At 62.6% G+C, this 20,015-nt stretch carries 23 protein-coding genes; 19 read left to right on the top strand and 4 right to left on the bottom strand.

The window, feature by feature from the left end; genetic code table 11:
- The 3 genes from guaA to Q1V51_RS03040 form a co-directional block, all read left to right on the top strand.
- Positions 1-1,528, top strand: a 1,528-nt coding sequence (guaA, locus tag Q1V51_RS03030; protein WP_300552683.1) for a glutamine-hydrolyzing GMP synthase, incomplete at its 5' end; no start/stop codon positions are given.
- A 299-nt stretch (positions 1,529-1,827) separates the two neighbouring features.
- Complete coding sequence (locus tag Q1V51_RS03035; protein ID WP_300552685.1) at positions 1,828-2,037, top strand: cold-shock protein; 210 nt, start codon at positions 1,828-1,830, stop codon at positions 2,035-2,037.
- 112 nt (positions 2,038-2,149) lie between these two features.
- Positions 2,150-2,386, top strand: a complete 237-nt coding sequence (locus Q1V51_RS03040; RefSeq protein ID WP_300552688.1) for a hypothetical protein — start codon at positions 2,150-2,152, stop codon at positions 2,384-2,386.
- Positions 2,387-2,388: 2 nt separating this feature from the next.
- Here Q1V51_RS03040 and Q1V51_RS03045 read toward each other — a convergent pair whose 3' ends face one another.
- Entirely contained in the window at positions 2,389-2,868 is a 480-nt protein-coding gene (locus tag Q1V51_RS03045) for a glutathione peroxidase (protein ID WP_300552691.1), read from the bottom strand.
- 148 nt (positions 2,869-3,016) lie between these two features.
- Here Q1V51_RS03045 and Q1V51_RS03050 point away from each other — a divergent pair, with 148 nt between their 5' ends.
- Genes Q1V51_RS03050 through Q1V51_RS03060 form a run of 3 tightly spaced genes read left to right on the top strand, consistent with a single transcriptional unit; the run spans position 3,017 to position 5,584 of the window.
- On the top strand, positions 3,017-4,678 hold the full coding sequence (locus Q1V51_RS03050; RefSeq protein WP_300552694.1) for an ABC-F family ATP-binding cassette domain-containing protein: 1,662 nt from the start codon (positions 3,017-3,019) through the stop codon (positions 4,676-4,678).
- Positions 4,675-5,355, top strand: a complete 681-nt coding sequence (locus tag Q1V51_RS03055) for a GNAT family N-acetyltransferase (RefSeq protein ID WP_300552697.1) — start codon at positions 4,675-4,677, stop codon at positions 5,353-5,355. Before Q1V51_RS03050 ends, Q1V51_RS03055 begins: the two co-directional genes overlap by 4 nt.
- Positions 5,356-5,374: 19 nt before the next feature.
- Positions 5,375-5,584, top strand: a complete 210-nt coding sequence (locus Q1V51_RS03060) for a SlyX family protein (protein WP_300552699.1) — start codon at positions 5,375-5,377, stop codon at positions 5,582-5,584.
- On the opposite strand, the gene Q1V51_RS03065 is transcribed toward Q1V51_RS03060, so the two are convergent.
- Positions 5,585-7,105, bottom strand: a complete 1,521-nt coding sequence (locus tag Q1V51_RS03065) for a LytTR family DNA-binding domain-containing protein (RefSeq protein ID WP_300552702.1) — start codon at positions 7,103-7,105, stop codon at positions 5,585-5,587.
- Between the two features lie 143 nt (positions 7,106-7,248).
- On the opposite strand from Q1V51_RS03065, the gene Q1V51_RS03070 reads away from it, so the two are divergent.
- From Q1V51_RS03070 to der, 13 genes are all read left to right on the top strand, one after another.
- Positions 7,249-8,694 (top strand): alpha/beta fold hydrolase, encoded by a 1,446-nt coding sequence (locus tag Q1V51_RS03070; protein ID WP_300552704.1) that lies wholly within the window; start codon positions 7,249-7,251, stop codon positions 8,692-8,694.
- A gap of 56 nt (positions 8,695-8,750) precedes the next feature.
- On the top strand, positions 8,751-9,836 hold the full coding sequence (locus Q1V51_RS03075; protein WP_300552706.1) for a glutathione S-transferase family protein: 1,086 nt from the start codon (positions 8,751-8,753) through the stop codon (positions 9,834-9,836).
- Between the two features lie 145 nt (positions 9,837-9,981).
- Positions 9,982-10,380 (top strand): hypothetical protein, encoded by a 399-nt coding sequence (locus Q1V51_RS03080; protein ID WP_300552709.1) that lies wholly within the window; start codon positions 9,982-9,984, stop codon positions 10,378-10,380.
- Between the two features lie 23 nt (positions 10,381-10,403).
- Positions 10,404-10,910: an RNA polymerase sigma factor gene (locus Q1V51_RS03085; protein ID WP_300552741.1), complete on the top strand. Its 507-nt coding sequence runs from the start codon at positions 10,404-10,406 to the stop codon at positions 10,908-10,910.
- Positions 10,903-11,220 carry a hypothetical protein gene (locus tag Q1V51_RS03090; RefSeq protein ID WP_300552712.1) on the top strand — a complete coding sequence of 106 codons (318 nt, stop codon included), beginning with the start codon at positions 10,903-10,905 and terminating at the stop codon, positions 11,218-11,220. The genes Q1V51_RS03085 and Q1V51_RS03090 overlap by 8 nt, the downstream gene beginning before the upstream one ends.
- A 68-nt stretch (positions 11,221-11,288) precedes the next feature.
- Positions 11,289-11,846: an NnrU family protein gene (locus Q1V51_RS03095; protein ID WP_300552715.1), complete on the top strand. Its 558-nt coding sequence runs from the start codon at positions 11,289-11,291 to the stop codon at positions 11,844-11,846.
- Between the two features lie 86 nt (positions 11,847-11,932).
- Positions 11,933-12,319 (top strand): DUF6249 domain-containing protein, encoded by a 387-nt coding sequence (locus tag Q1V51_RS03100; protein WP_300552717.1) that lies wholly within the window; start codon positions 11,933-11,935, stop codon positions 12,317-12,319.
- Positions 12,320-12,349: 30 nt separating this feature from the next.
- The gene (locus tag Q1V51_RS03105; RefSeq protein ID WP_300552719.1) at positions 12,350-12,901 is read left to right on the top strand and encodes a sigma-70 family RNA polymerase sigma factor; all 552 of its coding nucleotides are present in this window, start codon (positions 12,350-12,352) and stop codon (positions 12,899-12,901) included.
- Positions 12,901-13,242, top strand: coding sequence for a hypothetical protein (locus tag Q1V51_RS03110; protein ID WP_300552722.1), 342 nt, complete (start codon positions 12,901-12,903; stop codon positions 13,240-13,242). The genes Q1V51_RS03105 and Q1V51_RS03110 overlap by 1 nt, the downstream gene beginning before the upstream one ends.
- 65 nt (positions 13,243-13,307) lie before the next feature.
- Complete coding sequence (panB, locus tag Q1V51_RS03115; protein WP_300552724.1) at positions 13,308-14,135, top strand: 3-methyl-2-oxobutanoate hydroxymethyltransferase; 828 nt, start codon at positions 13,308-13,310, stop codon at positions 14,133-14,135.
- 74 nt (positions 14,136-14,209) lie between these two features.
- Positions 14,210-14,923: a tetratricopeptide repeat protein gene (locus Q1V51_RS03120; protein ID WP_300552727.1), complete on the top strand. Its 714-nt coding sequence runs from the start codon at positions 14,210-14,212 to the stop codon at positions 14,921-14,923.
- Complete coding sequence (locus Q1V51_RS03125; protein WP_300552729.1) at positions 14,916-16,292, top strand: PQQ-binding-like beta-propeller repeat protein; 1,377 nt, start codon at positions 14,916-14,918, stop codon at positions 16,290-16,292. The genes Q1V51_RS03120 and Q1V51_RS03125 overlap by 8 nt, the downstream gene beginning before the upstream one ends.
- A gap of 10 nt (positions 16,293-16,302) precedes the next feature.
- Positions 16,303-17,685, top strand: a complete 1,383-nt coding sequence (gene der / locus Q1V51_RS03130; RefSeq protein WP_300552732.1) for a ribosome biogenesis GTPase Der — start codon at positions 16,303-16,305, stop codon at positions 17,683-17,685.
- A 38-nt stretch (positions 17,686-17,723) separates the two neighbouring features.
- Here the strand turns inward: der and Q1V51_RS03135 are convergent, their stop codons facing one another.
- Together Q1V51_RS03135 and purF are read right to left on the bottom strand one after the other, a co-directional pair.
- Positions 17,724-18,452: an SDR family NAD(P)-dependent oxidoreductase gene (locus Q1V51_RS03135; protein ID WP_300552735.1), complete on the bottom strand. Its 729-nt coding sequence runs from the start codon at positions 18,450-18,452 to the stop codon at positions 17,724-17,726.
- A complete protein-coding gene (gene purF / locus Q1V51_RS03140; protein ID WP_300552738.1) occupies positions 18,449-19,948 on the bottom strand; it encodes an amidophosphoribosyltransferase in 1,500 nt (499 codons plus the stop codon). The genes Q1V51_RS03135 and purF overlap by 4 nt, the downstream gene beginning before the upstream one ends.
- Positions 19,949-20,015: the final 67 nt, after the last annotated feature.

Raw genomic sequence — 20,015 nt, forward strand, 5'->3', positions numbered from 1 at the left:
CGACTTCGGCAGCCAGGTGACCCAGCTCATCGCCCGGCGCGTCCGCGAGAGCGGCGTTTACTGCGAAGTCCATCCCTATAACCGCGCCGACAAGGCCTTTATCGACGGCTATGATCCCAAGGCGATCATCCTGTCGGGCTCCCCGCATTCGACCCATTGGGACAATTCTCCCCGGGCCGATGAAAGCGTGTTCACACGCGGCTTGCCGATCCTCGGCATCTGCTATGGCGAACAGACGATGTGCGCCCAGCTTGGCGGTGCGGTGGAAGCCTCTGACGAGCGCGAGTTTGGCCGCGCTGATATAACCATCAAGGCCGACAGCCCGCTGTTTGAAGGTCTTGGCGGTGTCGGTCATGAGGAACGCGTGTGGATGAGCCATGGCGACCGCGTCTCGGCGCTGCCCGAGGGCTTCAAGGTCATCGCTACCTCCGGCAATGCGCCCTATGCGGCGATCGCCGACGAGGATCGCAAATTCTACGGCGTGCAATTCCACCCGGAAGTGGTGCACACCCCGCGCGGCGCCATGCTGCTGCAGAACTTCACCCACACCATTGCCGGTTTTGCCGGTGACTGGTCGATGGCGAGCTTCAAGGATGAGGCGATTGCCAAGGTCCGCGCGCAGGTTGGCGACAAGCGCGTGATTTGCGGCCTGTCCGGCGGTGTCGACAGCTCCGTCGTGGCCGTGCTGCTGCATGAAGCCATCGGCGACCAGCTGACCTGTGTCTTCGTCGATACCGGCCTGATGCGCCATGGCGAGGCCGATCAGGTCGTCTCCCTGTTCCGCGAGCACTACAATATCCCGCTGATCCATGCCGATGAGGAGAAGCTCTTCCTCGACGCGCTGGAAGGCGTGGAGGATCCCGAGGTCAAGCGCAAGACGATCGGCAAGCTCTTCATCGATGTCTTCGATGCCAAGGCCAAGGAAGCCGGCGGCGCCGATTTCCTCGCCCAGGGCACGCTCTATCCCGATGTGATCGAAAGCGTCAGCTTTGATGGTGGTCCGTCCGTGACGATCAAGTCCCACCACAATGTCGGCGGTTTGCCGGCCCGTATGAAGATGGACCTGGTCGAGCCGCTGCGCGAGCTGTTCAAGGACGAGGTCCGCGCCCTGGGTCGCGAGCTCGGCCTGCCGGAAGCCTTTGTCGGCCGTCACCCCTTCCCGGGGCCAGGCCTGGCCATCCGCATTCCGGGTGAGATCACCAAGGAAAAGGCGGATATCCTCAGAAAGGCCGATGCGATCTATATCGAGGAGATCCAGAAGGCGGGCCTTTATGACGAGATATGGCAAGCCTTCGCGGTCCTGCTGCCGGTCCGCACCGTCGGCGTGATGGGCGATGAACGCACCTATGACCACGTCCTCGCCCTGCGCGCTGTGACCTCGGTCGACGGCATGACGGCAGACTATTTCCCCTTCGACCACGACTTCCTCGGCCGCACGGCCACGCGCATCATCAACGAGGTGCGCGGCGTCAACCGGGTGGTCTATGACGTGACGTCAAAGCCTCCGGGGACGATCGAGTGGGAGTAGGGGGGCAACGCTCCTGCGGGCACCAGTGGGAGCGTTTCCCAATAGATTTCTGAGATGGCTCGGACTTGCCGCCACTGATGTCGCAGGCCGTGACATATTGTTCGAATTCCAAAGTCTTGGACTTGTTTTAGACACGATTCCGCACTATTTATGCGGCTATCGATCTTGATTGCCGAATTTTCCAGGCGCGAAAGTATTCGCGCTCACGACTTTATTCTCTTCCAAAATCGACGCTCGGGACTCTTCAGCACACGGCTGTGAGAGCCCGCATTCCTGTGACGTTTTGAAAGGAAATTGTCATGACTACTGGTACCGTAAAATTCTTCAACACGACCAAAGGCTTCGGCTTCATTCAACCGGAAGACGGTTCGACCGATGTCTTTGTCCACATCTCCGCGCTTGAGCGTTCAGGTATTCGCTCGCTGGATGACGGGCAGAAGGTCACATTCGACGTGGTCGAGGACCGTCGCTCCGGCAAGAACGCAGCCGACAACGTCCAGCTGGCCTAGAGTTGGCAAATTGTCCTGCCCGCCGGATGCCGGCAGCTGGCAGGAGGAAATGAAAAGGCCGGGCAATCGCCCGGCCTTTTTCGTAGATTAACAAATCAGAGGAGGCCGCTACATGGCTAATGAAAAATATGATGATGTGTTTCAGGTGAAGCGCAAGTCGCCCCAGTCCAAGGCAGATATAACCGACGAAACGGTCCGGTCGCTGCTCAAGGAAGAGGCTGAACTGCGCACTGCGCAAACGCAGAAGCTGCGCGCTGCGCGCTTGGCGCGCGAGGCCGAGGCACCGGCTCCTGCACCGGTAAAGCGCCGCAAACCGACGGTCCCGCGCTTCCGCAAGGTCGCAGGTTAAACTTAGAGCAAAGCCTCGATTTCCGCCCGCAATTGTTCCGGCGTGTCCTGCGGGCCAAAGCGCTTCACGACGTTGCCCTCGCGATCGACGAGGAATTTGGTAAAGTTCCACTTGATCGATTTCGACCCCATCAGGCCTTTCGCCTCCGACTTCAGATACTCATAGAGCGGCGCGGTGTTCGGACCATTGACCTCGATCTTGGCGAAAATGGGGAAGCTGACGTCGTAGGTCAGTTTGCAGAAATTGGCGATTTCCTCGGCATCGCCCGGTTCCTGTTTGCCGAACTGGTTGCAGGGGAAGCCGAGTACGCTGAGGCCTTTTTCGCCCAGCTCGTCATGCAGTTTCTCCAGCCCTTCATATTGCGGTGTGAAACCGCACTTGGAGGCGGTGTTGACGATCAGCAAGACCTGGCCCTTGAAATCAGCCAGGGCGCGGTCTTCGCCGGAAAGGGTCTGGGTATTGAAATCGTAGATCTGGCTCACGGGACTGTCCTTGTTTTCGGGCGGGCAAGATTGACTTTGACGGGCGCTGATTAGATAAGCGCTATCGAAGCGAGTAAAGGAGACGCGCACATGAAGCAGCACCTGCAGATCGAAACCTGTCCGATTGCAGTCGTTGCCGAGACCCTTCATGTCCGCCTTGCTTACTCTCGATTCTCTTTCCCTGACCACGCCTGACGCCAAGGCCCTTTTCTCCGGTCTCAGCCTGACGCTGGGCCATGAGCGCATTGGCCTCGTAGGCCGTAACGGCTGTGGCAAATCCAGCCTACTTGCCGTGCTTGCCGGCACCGCCCGACCTGAGAGCGGGACGGTGACGCGGGCCGGCGTGTGCGGCCTGCTCGACCAGTCCATCGCGACCAAGGGGCGAAGCTGGGCTGACGGGCTCGGTGTCGCTGCGGCCTGGCGCTGCTTGCAGCGCATTCTCGATGGCTCAGCGGATGAGGCGGATTTCGATGCGGCCGACTGGACGCTGGACCATCGTATCGACCGGGCTCTGGCCCAGGTCGGACTGCCACGCCGCGACCTCGACAGTCCACTCGGCGCCATGAGCGGTGGTCAGCGCACCCGTCTGGCCCTGGCCCGGTTGCTGCTGCAACAGCCCGACGTGCTGCTGCTCGATGAGCCCAGCAATAATCTCGATGCCGAGGGCCGGCGCCTGATCTCTGAACTGATTGCAAGCTGGTCGGGGGCCGTGGTGCTGGCCAGTCATGATCGCTCCCTGCTGGAGGGCATGGACCGGATAGTCGAACTCACCCCTGCGGGCTGCCATATCGTCACCGGTGGCCGGTCAGCCTTTACCGCTGAGCGCGAAGGGCGCCGAGCCCGGCTTGCCGGTGAGATCGCCCGGGCGCAAAGCGGGCTCGATCAGGCGCGCCGCGACGCTCAGCAGCGCCAGGAGCGCAAGGACCGCTCGGACGGCAAGGGGCGGGCGGCCCGCCAGAGCGGGTCGCAGAGCAAGCTGATTCTCAATGCCATGCGCGAAAAGGCTCAGGGCACCGATGGCCGTGCCGCAGCCACCAGTGCGCGCCAGATGGAGGAGGCCTGCGCGACGCTCGACGAGGCGCGTGAGCAGCTGGAAATCCTGACCCCCCTGGCGATCGAATTGCCTGCGTCCGATCTCGGCAGCCATCAATGCGTGCTGAGCCTGGACAATGTCGCTTTCAACCGGCCCGGCGGGTTTGGTCTTGCAGGCGTCAGTCTTGAGATGGCCGGGCCGGCGAGGGTTCGCCTGACCGGTTGCAATGGCAGCGGCAAGAGTACACTGCTGGCACTGGTCGCCGGTCAGCTGGCACCGACGTCGGGCGAGATCTGGCGCCGGGAAGGGCGGGTTGCGATGCTGGACCAGCACGCCGAACTGCTTGATCCGGCCTTCAGCCTCCTGGCCAATCTGCGCCGGCGACACCCGCACCTCACGGAAAACGCAGCCCGGGCGCACCTTGCCAGTTTTGCCTTTCGCAATGAGGCAGGGCTGAAGCCGGCGGGTGTGCTCAGCGGCGGCGAGCGTTTGCGGGCGGGGCTTGCCATGCTGCTGGGGGCGGCCGATGTGCCGCAATTGCTGATCCTCGATGAACCGACCAATCACCTTGACCTGGAAGCGATAGAACTGCTTGAACAGGCGCTAGCGGACTTTGACGGTGCGCTGCTCATCGTCAGTCATGATCCGAATTTCTGTTCCCGCATCGGTATCGACCGAGAGATCGATGTCGCGATGTTCCGGGCTGGTGGAACATTGCAGTTGGGTATACAGCCTGATGGCCACCGTTCTGCGCCGGAGGGAGGCATAGAGCCATGAACCCGCTTGACCGACCCGTCTGGCAAACCCTCACCCATGCCCATAAGGCGCTCTCAACCGGCGATGACCGCGCCCGTCGTTTCATTTCTGATGTGAACAAATTCGTTTCCGGGCCGGATGATGCGCCGGAGACGATGCAGCGCGTGGCGCAGTTACTCGGGCCGGGAGAGGAGGCCTACATCCTGCAGGTTGAGGGGATCGAGATCCCACAAGGATTGATCGCCCTGAAGCAAGCGCAGGGTGTGCAGATGGTGTTCGAGCGTGATCGCCCGCCGGCCTATGACCCAGACGGGATAGACCCGCTCGGGGCGGACGATGCCGCGGACATGCTGGCACTGGCGAGCTTGACCGAACCGGGGCCATTCCTGCCCCGCACGCATGAGATGGGTGATTTCTTCGGCGTTCGTATCGAGGGACGACTGGCGGCGATGGCGGGCACGCGGATGCGTTTTCCCGGCTATTGTGAGGTGTCCGGCGTCTGCACCCATCCCGATTTCCAGGGCCGGGGGCTGGCCAAGCGGCTGTCCGCGCATGTCGCGCGGCATATCCTCGAGCGTGGTGAGCGGCCCTTCCTGCATGCCTGGGCCAGCAATGAGATGGCCATCGGCTTGTACAAGCGCCTCGGCTTTGCCATACGCTGCCACGTCAATGCCGCCATTGTTGAGCGGCCTAGCTGAGACTTTGACGGGAAACACCATGTCCGACGATCTTGCCGAGCGCCTTGAGCGCCTGGAAATGCATATCGCGCATCAGGACCAGGCGATCGAGGACATGAATTCGGTCATCCTGGATCAGCGCGAGGAAATCACCCGTCTGACCCGCCGCCTCGATAAGATGCATGGCCGCATGATCGATCTGGAAGATCACATGCCGGCCCCCGAGGCGAAAAAGCCGCCGCACTGGTGATCAACCGGCCGCCAGGGCGTTCCTGACCTTGGGCATGATCCGCCGTGACACCGGCGCTTCCGTTCCATTACTCAGCACCAGGCGGCCGATACCGGAGGCATCGCGTTCAAGCGCTGACACAAAAGCCGTGTTGACGATGTGGGAGCGATGGACGCGCAGAAAGGTCGGCGGCAGATCGCTTTCCAGCTGGGTCAGGCCGCCATTATAGAGCGCCGTCTTGCCGCTTTCGAAATGCACTTCGACATAATCGCCGGCGCCCTTGAGCTGGGTGATGGTATCGGTGGCGACGTATTCGACATGGCCGGCGGACACGAGCTGGACCTTGTCCGGTGCGTCTTTCTGCCGGGCCTGGGCGAGGGCGACTTCAAGCTGGGAGGCGCGCTGTTCCTCGCGCTGTTTTTCTCGCCGAGCCCGCACCAGCGCGAGGGCCTGTTGCCAGAACAGGAAGAGCAGGAGACCGGCCACGGCATAGAAGAAATAAAGGTCGAGAAAACGGCCGCCGAATATCAGCAGCAACGCGATAAACCCGCCGAGAATGAGCCCGAAGGCCAGGGCGCCGGGCTTTTTCTGCCGCACCCAGATCGCACACCAGGCGAGGCCCGCCATGCATGAGGTCAGGAAGGCAAAGCCCGCCTTGCCGTCAAACCCGGTCGCCCCCCAGATCACTACGGCGATGGGCAGGGTGAGCAGGCCGAGACGGAGGAGTTGCTGCTTCCAGCTCAGACCGGAGAAGCGTTGCAGCAGGTAGGCGACGAGCAAAAGGCCGAAGAGGGCGGAGAAGACGACGATGCCTATCAGCCGCAGATCGTGCAGCGGATAGGTATAGGCGAAGATCCCGCGCCCGGCCTCGGTCAGAAGCTGGGCCGCGGCGGTCAGCGATAAAAGGCTGATCAGGCTCGACCCGAGCGGGTCTTCACCACGAAGGGCGCTGACGCCGAAAAAGATGAAGCCGAGGGTGAAAGCGCCCAGCGTTATCATCGAGATCCAGTAGGCATTCATGATGAAGCGCGTCGGGTGCGCATAGACCCGGATACCCAGATAGTGCATCGGATGCGCGAGGGTGAGCTGACTGTGGTGACCAGACAGGTAGGCGATGACCTCGTTTTCGCCCGAGCGCAGGTGGACTTTCTCGACAAATAGGACGGCATCCATCCGGCCTGGCCGCTCCGATTGCTGGTCGACGCCGGGTACACCATTGCTGCCGACATCAATGCCGTTGACCCAGAAATGAGCGGCTGCCTTGCCGGAAACGAACAGGCCCAGCGGACGCGGCTGCGCCAGCAGGGGCTCAGGGATGTCGATGCGGGTGCGAATCCACAGCGAGGTGTTTTGCGGGTCGATTTCGTGGAATTGAACCTGCTGGCAGTCCGGGCCGGTGAAGTCCTGCGGCGGCTGACCACTGCCATCATCGGGACATAGATCCACATGGGCGCTTCCGACCGGGGCATGCCGGGCGGGCTGGGCGTCGGCGGACGGTATCAGCCCAAGGAGGAGAAGGCAGAGAAGCAGGACGGATTTCATACGGTTGACCATAGCGCTACCGGTTACCGGCGTCTCGCCGCTTGTCGATCCAAGATGACCGTTGACCGATCCGCGCTCGTTTTCTGCGGCCTGGGCGCCATGGTGGGGCGGCGCCTGGGGGCGTCACCGACAGGAGATGAAAAATGAAAACCATGCGATCCGCTCTGGCTGGCCTGGCCGCCATTACGCTGACGCCTTGGGCTGTCGCTCAGGAAGAAGCGATGATGTTCGAGGCCAATTCCGGTGAAAGCGTCGAAGCCTTCCGGGGGGCCTTTCAGGTGCCTGAAAACCGCGCCGATCCCGAAAGCCGCATGATCGATATCGGCTATGTCCGGTTTCCCGCCACGACCGAGACGCCCGGTTCGCCAATCGTCTATCTGGCCGGCGGGCCGGGTGGCTCCGGAACCGGAACCGCAAGCGGCCGCCGCTTCGAGCTGTTCATGCAGATGCGCCAGCACGGGGATGTCATCGCCTTTGACCAGCGCGGCACCGGCCTGTCGGGCAATAATCTTCCGCGCTGTGTGTCGAGCCAGGGCGGGGATGATCTGGCGCGGCTCACCTATGAGGAGTTCACGGCCCAATACGTGGCAGCCATCGAGGAATGCGGGGCCTTCTGGCGTGCTCAGGGTATTGATATCGAGGGCTATACGACGCGCGAGAGCGTCCAGGATATCTCTGATCTGCGTGTGCACCTGGGTGCGGACCAGGTGTCGCTCTGGGGGATCTCCTACGGCACGCATCTGGCGCTGGCCGCGATCAAGGACATTCCCGAAGAGATCGACCGGGCCATTCTGGCCAGTGTCGAAGGCCTGGACCAGACGGTGAAGCTTCCGGCCCGTACAAATGCCTATTTCGAACGCTTGCAAGCGGCAGTGAATACGCAACCGGCAGCGGCCGCCGCCTATCCGGATATTGCCGGTCTGATCCGCCGGGTGCATGAGCGCCTCGAAGCCGAACCCCTGCTGGTGGAGGTGCCGCAGCGTGACAGGCTGCCGGCGCAAGTTCTGGTGCACCGCCACCAGGCCGAGCAATTTGTCGGCGGACTGATTTCCGACCCGGGCAATGCTGCCATCCTGCTAGCGCTCTACAGCGCGATCGATGCCGGCGATACGACCTTCCTCGGCATGTTGTTACAGCGCGTTGTCCGCCCGGGCACGCCGATTTCCCTGCGCCCCATGCCGACGGCGATGGATATGGTCTCGGGTGTCAGTGCGGAGCGGTTGGCGCTGTTCGAGCAGCAGGCGCCGGACGGGCTCACCGGGGGCATGCTGAATTTCCCAATGCCGCAGGCCGCGGGCGCCTGGGACGGGTTTGACCTGGGAGAGGCTTTCCGGGCCAATCCGACCGGGGACATGCCGGTTCTTGTTCTCTCGGGCACGTTGGATGGCCGCACCTATCCGCAATCGCAGGCCGAGGCGGTCGCTGATCTGTCCGACGTTCATATCGTAACCATCGAGAATGCAGGGCATAATCTCTTCATGACTTCGAGCGAGGTGCATGATGTCATGCATGCCTTCATGCAAGGAGAGGCCGAGCTGGTCGAGACGATCATCGTCGAGCTGCCCGATATGACCGAATTGCCCTTTTAGCGGGTAGTGCAAGGTTGAATTCGCTTTCGGGGCGGGAATCGGCTGAAATACTGTCGATGACCGCCCCGTCTTCTGTCTATCGCCTGCACGGCCTCAAGCTGTCCTATTTTACGCGCAAGCTGGAAGGCTATTTGCGTGTCAAGGGCGTGCCCTATGAGTTCGTCGAAATGGACCTGGCCGATTTTCGCGAATGCGCCAAGGCGACGGGCATTGCCCAGATGCCGCAGCTGCAATCACCCGATGGCAGCTGGATGACGGATACAACGGAAATCATTTCCCATTTCGAGTCCTACTGGCCCAAGCCCAGGCTCCGCCCGGGGCCGCCGGCGGTGGCCTTTGCCAGCCAGTTTCTCGAGGATTTCTTCGACGAATGGCTGTGGCGACCGGCGCTGTATTATCGCTGGGCCTTTGACGCCGACAGCCGACTGATGAGCGGCCAGATCGCCGACAGCCTGCTGCGTGAACAGCCCGGACCTCGGCTGCTGCGGCGCTTGTTCATCAAGCGCCGCCAGCAGGGCACCTTTCTCAAGGGCGATGGGGTGAACCGCGCGACCGCACCGGCTGTCGAGGCTCTGTTCCACAATGTTTTCGACATTCTGGAACCGGTCTTTGCGGATCGTGATTTCCTGTTTGGCGAGCGTCCGTGCGAAGCGGATTTCGGCTTGTTCGGTCCGGTTTTCGCCCATTTCGCCTATGACCCGACACCGCATGCCATCCTGCGCGATGAAGCGCCCAGCGTCCTCGCCTGGTCGGGCCGGCTGTGGGCGTCGCGGCCGGACAGTTTCACCGAGACCACCCCGATCCAGCGCATTCCTGCGGACCTCGGGCCCTTATTCCGCGTCGCCGCTGTACAGTATCTGCCCTATTTGAGCGCCAACGCCGCGGCCTTCCTGGCGGGTAAGGACCGGTTCTCGGTGGTGATCGAGGATACGGGCTGGGATCTGCCGGTTTCGCCCTACCGGGTGCGCTGTCTCAACCGGTTGCGGCAGGGCTTCCAGGCCCTGGCGGAACCGGCCCAGCGCGTAATCGGTCTCTTGCTAGGCGACGCCCTGCCGGTGATCGCCGCCGAGCCGGGCCCGGACCCGCGTGCTCCGGTTCTCGATTCCCCCAAGGCGCTGGACCGGCAGTGGCGGGAGGTCTGATCCCGGCGCGGTTTGTGCGGGGGGGGCGTGCGCGAACTGCGCGGCGCTGCGGTGCAGTTTTTCACATTGCTCTGCATCCATAGCGGCAATCGGCGGCCACTAAGGGATAACAACACCCATTATCCGGTCGAGAAAGGGCTGAGACATGTACGAATTGTTTGATGAATACTGGTGGCTTCTGTTCCCGCTGGCCTTCTTCCTGATCTTCGCTTGGAACAGCTTCATGCGTTACAAACAGACCAAGGCCAAAATCGAGCTGCTGAAGACCTATGCCGCGTCCGGCAATGAACCGCCGGCCGAGCTGATCCGCCGCCTTGATGGTGACAGCGATGAGTTGGGCGGTAATGAGAGTCCCGAAAATAGCGGTGGCACCAATGCCTTCCTCATCATTCTCTTTGCCGGACTGGCCGGTGTCTTCGTCGTTGAGGCCCGTTACGACATTCTCGGCATGGGCGAGGTGGCCTATTTCGTTGCCATGATCATGGGGGTTCTGGCCTTTGCCTTCCTGGTCGGCGCCATCTTCCAGCGCGGGTACAAGTCCTGACGGCGACGCCGACGGACGCCGCGCTGGTCGCGGCGGCCCGCTCGGGGTCCGATGCTGCCTTCGCCCGTCTGGTCGATCGCCATCAGCAGGACTTGCGCCGTTTTGTACGGCGCATTTGTCCTGTTCCGTCCGAGGCCGATGATATTGCCCAGGAGGCACTGCTGACGGCGTGGAGCCGGCTACGGGGCTTGCGTGACGGTGCCAGTTTCAAGTCCTGGCTGATGTCCATCGCCTGGAACACGGTGCGCACGGCCAGCCGTTCGGCGGTGCGCCGGCGCCAGCGCGATAACAGCTGGCAGAGCGAGCAGGACGAGGCCAGCGATCCGCAGCATGAGCGTCATATCGCGCTGCAGCAGGCCTTGGCCGAGCTCAGCGAGGAACAGCGTGCGGCGGTCGCGCTCTGCCTGGGCGGGGGCTGGTCGCACCCGGAAGCCGCGCAGATTTTGTCAATGCCTCTGGGGACGCTAAAATCCCACATATCGAGGGGGCGGGCCCGCCTGGAGGCCGTCCTTGGAGCAAGCCATGACTGAACACGATCCGCTCAGCCGCTATTTCGACGCCGACCCGGTTCCGGCCGTGGATCCGGGCTTTCGGGCCTCGGTGATGTCCGATATCGCAGCGCGCCGCCTGCGGGTGGAAGTAGCGTTGCGCTTTGCTCTCGGTCTGGCCCTGGTCGTCTTCTTTGCGCTGACGGGGCCCGCCTGGCACACCCTGACCGCTTCGCTGGAGAGCGCTTTCGACCTGGTCGGCCTCGTTCTGGCATTTATTGGACTGGTCGCACTGTTTGGCGTGGCGATTGTGCAGAACCGGGTTCGGTTTCCACGCTTTATCCCAAATTAGAGCACGGTTTTTCCGCATCTGACCATTGAATCGCCTATAGTGCTGCCAGGCTATTGGGGGAGACGGTCATGCTTGTGCTGGCAATCGGTCTGGTTATGTTTCTCGGCGTGCACTCGCTGCGCGTCATTCCCGACGCGCGCGATGCGCTGGCCGAGCGGCTCGGGGAGATGCCTTACAAGCTGTTCTATACCGCGATCTCGCTGACCGGTTTTGTCCTGGTCATCTATGGCAAAATTATCGCCCATCCGCCGGAGATATTGTGGACGCCGCCGATCTGGACGCGGCATCTGGCCTTCTCCCTCGTGCCCATCGCACTCGTCCTGCTGGTCGCCGCCTACGCGCCGGGCCATATCCGCCGCTGGGTGCGTCACCCGATGCTCGCCGCGGTCGTGCTTTGGTCCTTCGCTCACCTTCTGGCCAATGGTGAAGCCTCGGCCGTTCTCCTCTTCGGCGCTTTCCTGGCCTGGTCGGGTGTGACTTTCATCTCAGCCTGGATGCGGGAGACGCCTCCGCCGGTCGTCAAAGGCTGGGGAGGGGATCTGACAGCCATTGTTCTGGGCGTTTTGGCAGCGTTTATCCTAATGAATTTCCATATGTATTTATTCGGTGTCGCAATTATCGGCTGACCCCTGCATCCAATTTCGGGCCCACCCGCATCTCATTGTCAGAAGCGGCGCACACCGTGCCGGGTTCCAAGTGTTAGGAGAATAAAATGGATATCCCTGTGATGCTGGTCGCCATGTCGCCCTTTATCATGGTTGTTGCTGTGGTCTGGATCGCGTTCAACGCCTCCACCCAGCGGCGCAAGGCGACACTGACGGTCATTGAAGCGGCCATCCGCGATGGTCAGAGCATGACCCCGGAAACCATTCGTGCCCTCGGCATGCCGCGGAAGGATGGCAACAGCGATCTCAAGGGTGGCGGCATCCTGCTGGCAATTGCTGTTTCGGTTCTGCTGCTGGGCTGGGCGATCAGCGCGAACGGCGGTGATGAGGTGTTCAGTATCATGTCTGCTATCGCATCCTTCCCGGGCCTGATCGGTCTGGTTCTGATCGGCTTCGGCCTGATGAACCGTCCCAAGGACGAAGAAGCGGCCTAATAAGGCCGGATTGCGAGCTCGGGGGACCTGATGAAAGCGACGGACGCAGAACTCACAGCGCTCGTCATAGCGACCAAAAACAGCGCAGCATTCGGCGAACTCGTCCGTCGCCATCAGGCCCTGGTACGCTCGATGCTGCACCGCATGTGCCGCAATCACGCCCTTGCCGACGATCTCGCCCAGGACACCTTTATCCGGGCCTTCGAGAAAATCGGCAGTTTCAAGGGCTCGGGCAGTTTCAAATCCTGGCTCTGCTCGATCGCCTACACCGAGTTCTTGAAATCCGCACGCAAGCGTAAATCGGCCGATCGCGTGCTGGAGAAGTTCAAGGCCGATGTTGAAGACACCGAAGCGCCCCGCGATATGGGCAATGTGGTCGATCTCGACCGGGCGCTGGCGACACTGAAGGAAGAGGAGCGCGCCGTGGTGGTCATGTGTTACTCTTGCGGCATGTCGCATTCTGAAGCGGCAGAGGCTACCGGCATGCCGCTGGGAACGGTAAAGTCCCACGTAAACCGGGGACGAGCGAAGCTTCAGGCCTATTTCGCCCATGCGGAAACAGGTGCGGAGGTAACGGTGTGATGACGATGGAAGACGCATTCGATCAGCGGCTCAAAGCCGCCTTCGCGCAAGCGGCCGAACCGCTCGAGCGTGACGCGGAAGCCGATGCCTTCGTTGAGAAGGTGAAACAGAAGCTGGAGAACCCGGACCGCAAGCGTGTGCTTATGCTCGGCGGAGCCGGTTCCACCGGATCGGCGATTGCCGGCACCCAGCTGGAAAGCCTGTTCTCCAATATCTCCATGCCGACCGAAGGCGCCGCTGCGAGCCTGGCTTTCCTGGCGACGCCGGAGGCCCTGGCCGCCGCTGCAATGGCCATGGCGGTGGGCACGGTCGCCCTGGTGCTGCCGCGGCGCATCGCCTGAGGCTTTTGCGCCGCAACATCCTCGGCTAGTGTCGCGGCTTCGTTTCCCAGCGAGGCCGCTTTTTCATGTCTGCACAAAGTAAAGCCCGGCGTATTACTGCGCCGGATATCCGAGCCCGCAAGGGCGGTGAGCCGCTGGTTTGCCTGACCGCCTACGATGCACCGATGGCGCGTCTGCTCGATCCGTATTGCGATCTTCTCCTGGTCGGCGACAGCGTCGGCATGGTGGTGCACGGTCTGGACAGCACCATCGGCGTGACGCTGGACATGATGATCATGCACGGCAAGGCCGTGATGCGTGGAGCCAAGCAGGCCCTGGTTGCCGTCGACATGCCGTTCGGCACCTATGAGCAATCCCCGCAGCAGGCGTTCGAGAATGCCGCCCGGGTGATGGCGGAGACGGGCTGCCAGGCGATCAAGATTGAAAGCGGCACCTATGCGGCTGACACGATAGCCTTCATGGCGGAACGCTCCATCCCGGTCGTTGGCCATGTCGGTTTGCGGCCGCAGGCGGCGCTGGCAGATGGCGGTTTCAAGGCGAAGGGACGTACGTCGGCGGAGTGGCAGCGCGTCATCGACGAGGCGGTGGCTGCGGACAAGGCCGGCGCCTTTGCCATTGTTGTTGAGGGGGTGGATGAGGATCTCGGCCGCGAGATCACCGAAGCGGTCTCCGTGCCGACCATTGGCATCGGGGCTTCGGCGGCCTGTGACGGGCAGATACTGGTCACGCCAGACATGCTCGGCGTGTTTGAATGGACGCCGAAATTCGTCAAGCGCTACGACAATATGGCCGAGCGGACCTCGGCTGCCGTGGAGCGTTATGCCGAGGAGGTGAGGGCGCGCCAATTCCCCTCCAGCGCCGAGGTCTATGCCCTGAAGCGCAAGGACAGTTGAGCGCGGTTGCCGCGCCGCGCTGTGGACGCTAGGGTCGCGCCGAATTTGTCCTTTGAAAACGGAGTCGTGTCGACGTGGTCGATGTATTTGACGAGGTTGAAGAGCAGCTCGCTCAGGATCGCTACCAGGAAGCGTTCAAGAAAAACGGCCCCTGGGCCTTGGGCGTGGCGCTGTTCATTATTCTGGGTGCCTCCGGCTGGGCCGGCTTCAACGCCTGGAATGACGCCCGCCATGAGCGCGCATCCGACGCGTTCTTCGCTGCCCTCGATTACCGCGATGCCGGCAATACAGACCAAGCCAGCGCCGCGTTCGAGACCCTGCGCGAGGCGGGCCCGTCCGGCTACACCACGCTGGCCCTGATGCAGCAGGCTGCGCTTGCGCTCGAGGCCGGCAATAATGGTGAGGCCGCGGATCTGTTCGATCAGGCCGCCGCGAGCACGTCCGACGCGGTGATCCGTGATCTTGCGACCCTGAAAGCCGTCTGGGCGCGTTGGGATGAGTTGAGCTTTGCCGATGTCGAGATTCGTCTTTCGGCAATGGCCTCGGGGGATACCCCCTATCGTGCCTATGCGCTGGAGACCATCGGCGTCGCGGCTTATCGCGACGGTGATTATGACCGTGCCCGCCTTGAGTTCAGCGAAGTCGCGTCTCCGGTGGCTCCGGATGGAACCGTCGGCCGCCGCGCCTTCAACGCGCTTGCGCTTTTGAATTCGCTTGACGCGTCGGCGGCGAGCGAGACTAGTGACCAGACTGAGACACCAGCTGCCGGGGAAGCAGGGAATGATTGATGTAATGCGTATTCGCGGTTTCCTTCTGACTTTGGCTCTGGCGCCGGTCGCGGCTTGTTCTTCTGTTCCCAATCCGGTCGATGCGCTTGATTTCATCCCCGGTATTGGTGGTGGCGAAGCCGATGAGGACACCGCGCCGCAGGATGGCCGTGTCTCGATCCTCGATTTCGAACAGGGCCTGCAGATCGCTAACGGTGCCCCGCTTGAGCCGGTCGTCCTGCCGCGTGCCTATGCCAATCCCGTCTGGCCGCAGCCGGGCGGTTACCCGTCCCACGCCGTGCAGCATACCCAGGCGGATGGCGAGCTCGACGTCCACTGGACTACCAGTATCGGTGAGGGCTCCAGCAATTCCAGCCGTCTGAATGCGCGCCCGGTTGTCGCCGATGGCCGCGTTTACGCAATCGATGCGCGCGGCGAGATTTCCGCCATGAACGCCGAGACCGGTGCCAATGTCTGGTCGACGCGGCTGGAAGGCCCGACCGAGAATGACCGCATGGCCTTCGGCGGCGGGCTGGCCTTCGATAATGGCCGGATCTACGCCCACGCCGGATTCAATTTCCTGGTGGCCCTGGATGCCAATAACGGCTCCGAGCTGTGGCGTGCTGAAATCATCGTCCCGTTCCACGGTGCGCCGACGGTGGCTGATGGCCGGGTTTTCGTCGCCTCTGACGATAACGAGATGATCGCCATCGAGGCCGATAGCGGCCAGGTGTTGTGGACCTATCAGGGCATTGTCGAAAGCGCGCGCCTGATCACGGCCCCGAGCCCGGCGGTTCTCGGCGATGTCGTGGTGGCCCCGTTTGCTTCCGGCGAACTCGTCGCCCTGCGCGTGCAGAACGGTAACCCGATCTGGTCGGATAGCCTGACCAGCGCAGGCAGCCTGACGGCGATGTCGGATATCAATGACGTGGCGGGCAGCCCGGTCATTGCCGATGGTGCGGTCTATGCCATGAGCCATTCCGGTTCCCTGGTGGCGATCTCGCTGCGCACCGGCGAGCGTATCTGGAGCCAGCCGGCTGGCGGACTGCATGCGCCCTGGGTTGCCGGGGACTTCATCTATGTGGTCACCAGCGAAGCGCAGGTCGTTTGCCTGAACCGCCTGACCGGCCAGATTCACTGGATTGAGCAGCTCGACCTGTTCGAAAATCCGGATAATCGCGAGAACCGGATCGCCTGGTCCGGACCGCTCCTGGCCAGTGGTCGCGTCTTCCTGGCCTCCAGCCGTGGCGATGCCGTACTGCTCAACGCCTATGACGGATCGGTCATTCGGGAGTATGAGCTGCGCGACGACGTCTTTGTGGCGCCGGTTATCGCGAATGAGACGATTTATGTCGTCACCGATGAAGCCCGGGTTATCGCGCTTCGATAGGCGTGAATGAATGACTGAAAACCTGCCCCGCATCGCCGTCGTCGGACGGCCCAATGTGGGCAAATCGACCCTGTTCAATCGCCTGGCGGGCAAGCCGCTGGCGATCGTTGACGACCGGCCGGGCGTGACCCGCGACCGGCGTGAGGCGCGTGGGCGCCTGGGCGAGCTCGAGCTGATGCTCATCGACACCGCCGGCTATGATGATGCCGAGCGGGAAGGCCTCGAAGCGGAGATGCGGGCCCAGACCGAAATGGCGATCGAGGAGGCGGATCTCTGCCTGTTCATGATTGATGCGCGCTCGGGCCTGACGCCGCTGGACCAGACCTTTGCTGACGAGATGCGCAAATCCGGAAAGCCGGTCATCCTCCTGGCCAACAAGGCCGAAGGCAGGGCCGGCGAGAGCGGTTTGCTGGAAGCCTATTCCCTTGGTCTGGGTGAACCCATCGGCCTTTCAGCCGCGCATGGCGATGGCATGGGTGATCTCTACCAGGCTGTGGTGGAGGCCCTGGGTCGCCCCAAGCGCCGTCGCAAGAAGGATGATGCCGAGGAAGAGCCGCCGCTGCGCATTGCTGTGATCGGCCGCCCCAATGCGGGCAAGTCGACCCTGATCAATACGCTGATCGGCGAGGACCGCCTGATCACCGGCCCTGAAGCCGGCATTACCCGCGACGCCATTTCCGTCGATTGGATCTGGGATGGTCGCCGCGTGCGCCTGCACGACACGGCCGGGCTGCGCAAGCGCGGCAAGGTCAAGGACCGGCTCGAACGCATGAGCGCCGCTGACACGCTGCGCGCCATCAAGTTTGCCGAAGTTGTGCTGCTGCTGGTGGATGCCGAGCATCCTCTGGAGAAGCAGGACCTGCACCTGGCCGACATGGCCTACAAGGAAGGCCGCGCTGTCGCCCTGGCGATATCCAAGTTCGATCTGGTGAAGAACCGTACGGCCTATCTCAAGGAAATCCAGCTCGAGTTCGAACGTCTCTTGCCGCAGATGACCGGGGCGCCTTTGCTGCCGATCTCGGCGCTGAAGAAGAAGGGGCTGGAAGACATTATGCCGGCCCTGACCAAGCTGCACGCGGACTGGGACGCCAAGATCAAGACCCGCGACCTCAATGACTGGCTGCAGGAAATGATCGAGCGCCACCCGCCGCCTTCCGTGGCGGGCCGCCGCATCAAGCCGCGCTACCTGACCCAGACCAAGGGCCGTCCGCCGACCTTCGTGTTGATGTGTTCACGCGGTTACGCCCTGCCGGAGAGTTATAAGCGCTATCTGGTCAACGGTATCCGCGAGGCCTTTGAAATGCCGGGGATTCCGATCCGCCTCATCGTGAAGTCGGGCAAGAACCCTTATGCTGACCGCAAGAACCCGGATGCCCGCACGAAGCGGACCTGACCGGCTGGTCTTGTAAAGGCGCTGTCGCGACTTCCGCTCTAGGCCCGCTCTTTGCGATCCGCGAAATCGACAATCTCGCCATGCGTCTCGCCAGCCGGGTCGACCAGGTCTGCCACCAGCGGCCACAGGGCGACCGGTTCCGGCAGGCTCATCGGATCCTCGCCCGGGAAGGCCTTGGCGCGCATCTTGGTACGCATGGCGCCGGGATAGACGATATTGACGTTGAGCGGATTATTGTCGTGCTCCTTGGCCCAGGACTGGACCAGGGCGTCCATGCCCGCCTTGCTGGCGGCATAGGGGGCCCAGAAGGGCCGTCGTGAGCGTGCGGCACCGGAGGAGATGAAGACCGCACGGCCGGCGTCAGAGGCCAGCAGTGGCGCTTCCAGGGCCCGGATCAGGCGGGCCGGGGCGATCAGGTTGACTGAAACGACGCTCTGCCAGGTCTTGGATTTGACCTGGGCGGCCGGGGTCAGCTCGCCCAGTGCGCCGGCAGCTGCAAGGAGAATGTCGAGCTTGCCCCAACGCTCGGCGACGATCGTGCCCAGCTGTTCAATTCCGTCCTCCGACTGCAGGTCGAGCGGAACCAGGGTGGAGGTGCCGCCCGCCGTGCGGATGTCGTCATCGAGCTCTTCCAGGCCACCGGTCGTGCGTGCCGTAGCGATGACATGGGCGCCGGCCCTGGCCAGTTCGAGTGCCATGGCGCGGCCAATACCGCGCGACGCGCCGGTGACCAGCGCGAGACGGCCTTTGAGATCGATTGAAGTCATGCGTCTACCAGAAGGGAGAGTTGGAATTCCTTGGCCGAGAGATCGCGATCGTGATCCATCAGGCGCGTCGGATACTGGCCGGTGAAATAGTGGTCGGCCAATTGCGGGACGCGATTATTGCGCGGCTCGCCGATAATGGCCTGATACATGCCGTTCACGGTCAAAAAGCCGAGGCTGTCGGCCTCCAGCTTCTGGGCCATTTCGTCGACTTCCATATTGGCCGAGATCAGCTCGGCCTGGCCGGCCATGTCGATACCGTAGAAGTCGGGGAATTTGATCGGCGGGCAGGCGGAACGGAAATGCACTTCCGAGGCGCCAGCTTCGCGCATCATCCGCACGATCTTCAGGGAGGTCGTGCCGCGCACGATGGAATCATCGATCAAGAGGACGCGCTTGCCCTTCACCGCGGCCGCATTGGCGGAGTGCTTGCGCCGGACCGAGAGGTCGCGCCGGTCCTGGGTCGGCTGGATGAAGGTGCGGCCGACAAAGTGCGAGCGGATAATACCCAGCTCGAAGGGAATGCCGCTGGCTTCGGCAAAGCCGATTGCTGCGGGCACGCCGCTATCGGGCACCGGGATGACGACGTCGACATCGGCCGGGGTTTCCACTGCCAGCTGCCGACCCATCTGCTTGCGGGCCTCATAGACGCTGCGCCCGGCGATCACCGAGTCGGGGCGGGCGAAATAGATGTATTCGAAAGAGCAGACGCGGGCAGCGCGCTCCGGAGCGAAGCGCTCCGAGCGGATGCCCTGATCATTGACCACCACTGCTTCGCCCGGCTCGATATCGCGGACGAATTTGGCGCCGACCATGTCCAGAGCACAGGTTTCCGAGGCGAAGACGGTGGCGTCACCGATCCTGCCCATCACCAGCGGCCGGATGCCATAGGGATCGCGCGCGGCGATGACGCGGTCATTGACCAGGATAACGAAGGCGAAGGCGCCCTCGATCTGCTTGATCGCGTGCAGGACGCGATTGCTCAGCTTGTTCTTGCTCGACTGGGCCGCCAGGTGCAGCACGACCTCACTGTCCGAGGTCGACTGGAAGATGGCGCCTTTCTGGACCAGCTCCTCGCGCAGGACGCGGGCATTGGTCAGATTGCCGTTATGGGCGAGGGCGATGCCGCCACCGCGAATGTCGGAATAGAGCGGCTGGACATTGCGCATCACCGAGGCGCCCTGGGTGGAGTAGCGCACGTGGCCGATGGCGGCGCGGCCCGGAAGCCTTTGCGGCAGGTCCGGCGAGGTGAAGTTCTCACCGACCAGTCCGAGATAGCGTTCATTATGAAAACGCGACCCGTCATGGGTCGCGATGCCGCAGCTTTCCTGTCCCCGGTGTTGCAGGGCGTGAAGGCCCAGCGCCGTCAGAACGCCAGCGTCGGGCGATCCGTGTACGGCGAAGACGCCGCATTCTTCCTGGGGGCGATCCGTTTCCGGATCATAGGTCAGTGTCGCGGGAACTGCTTGCCTATCGCTCGCCGTCATCATCCTGGCCATCCATCGTCTCACCGATGAGGTCATCTAGGCGGTTTCGATCGCGTCTGCCATAGGACGTGTCATCATT

It is taken from the genome of Maricaulis sp. (assembly GCF_030149235.1).
Taxonomy (GTDB): domain Bacteria; phylum Pseudomonadota; class Alphaproteobacteria; order Caulobacterales; family Maricaulaceae; genus Maricaulis.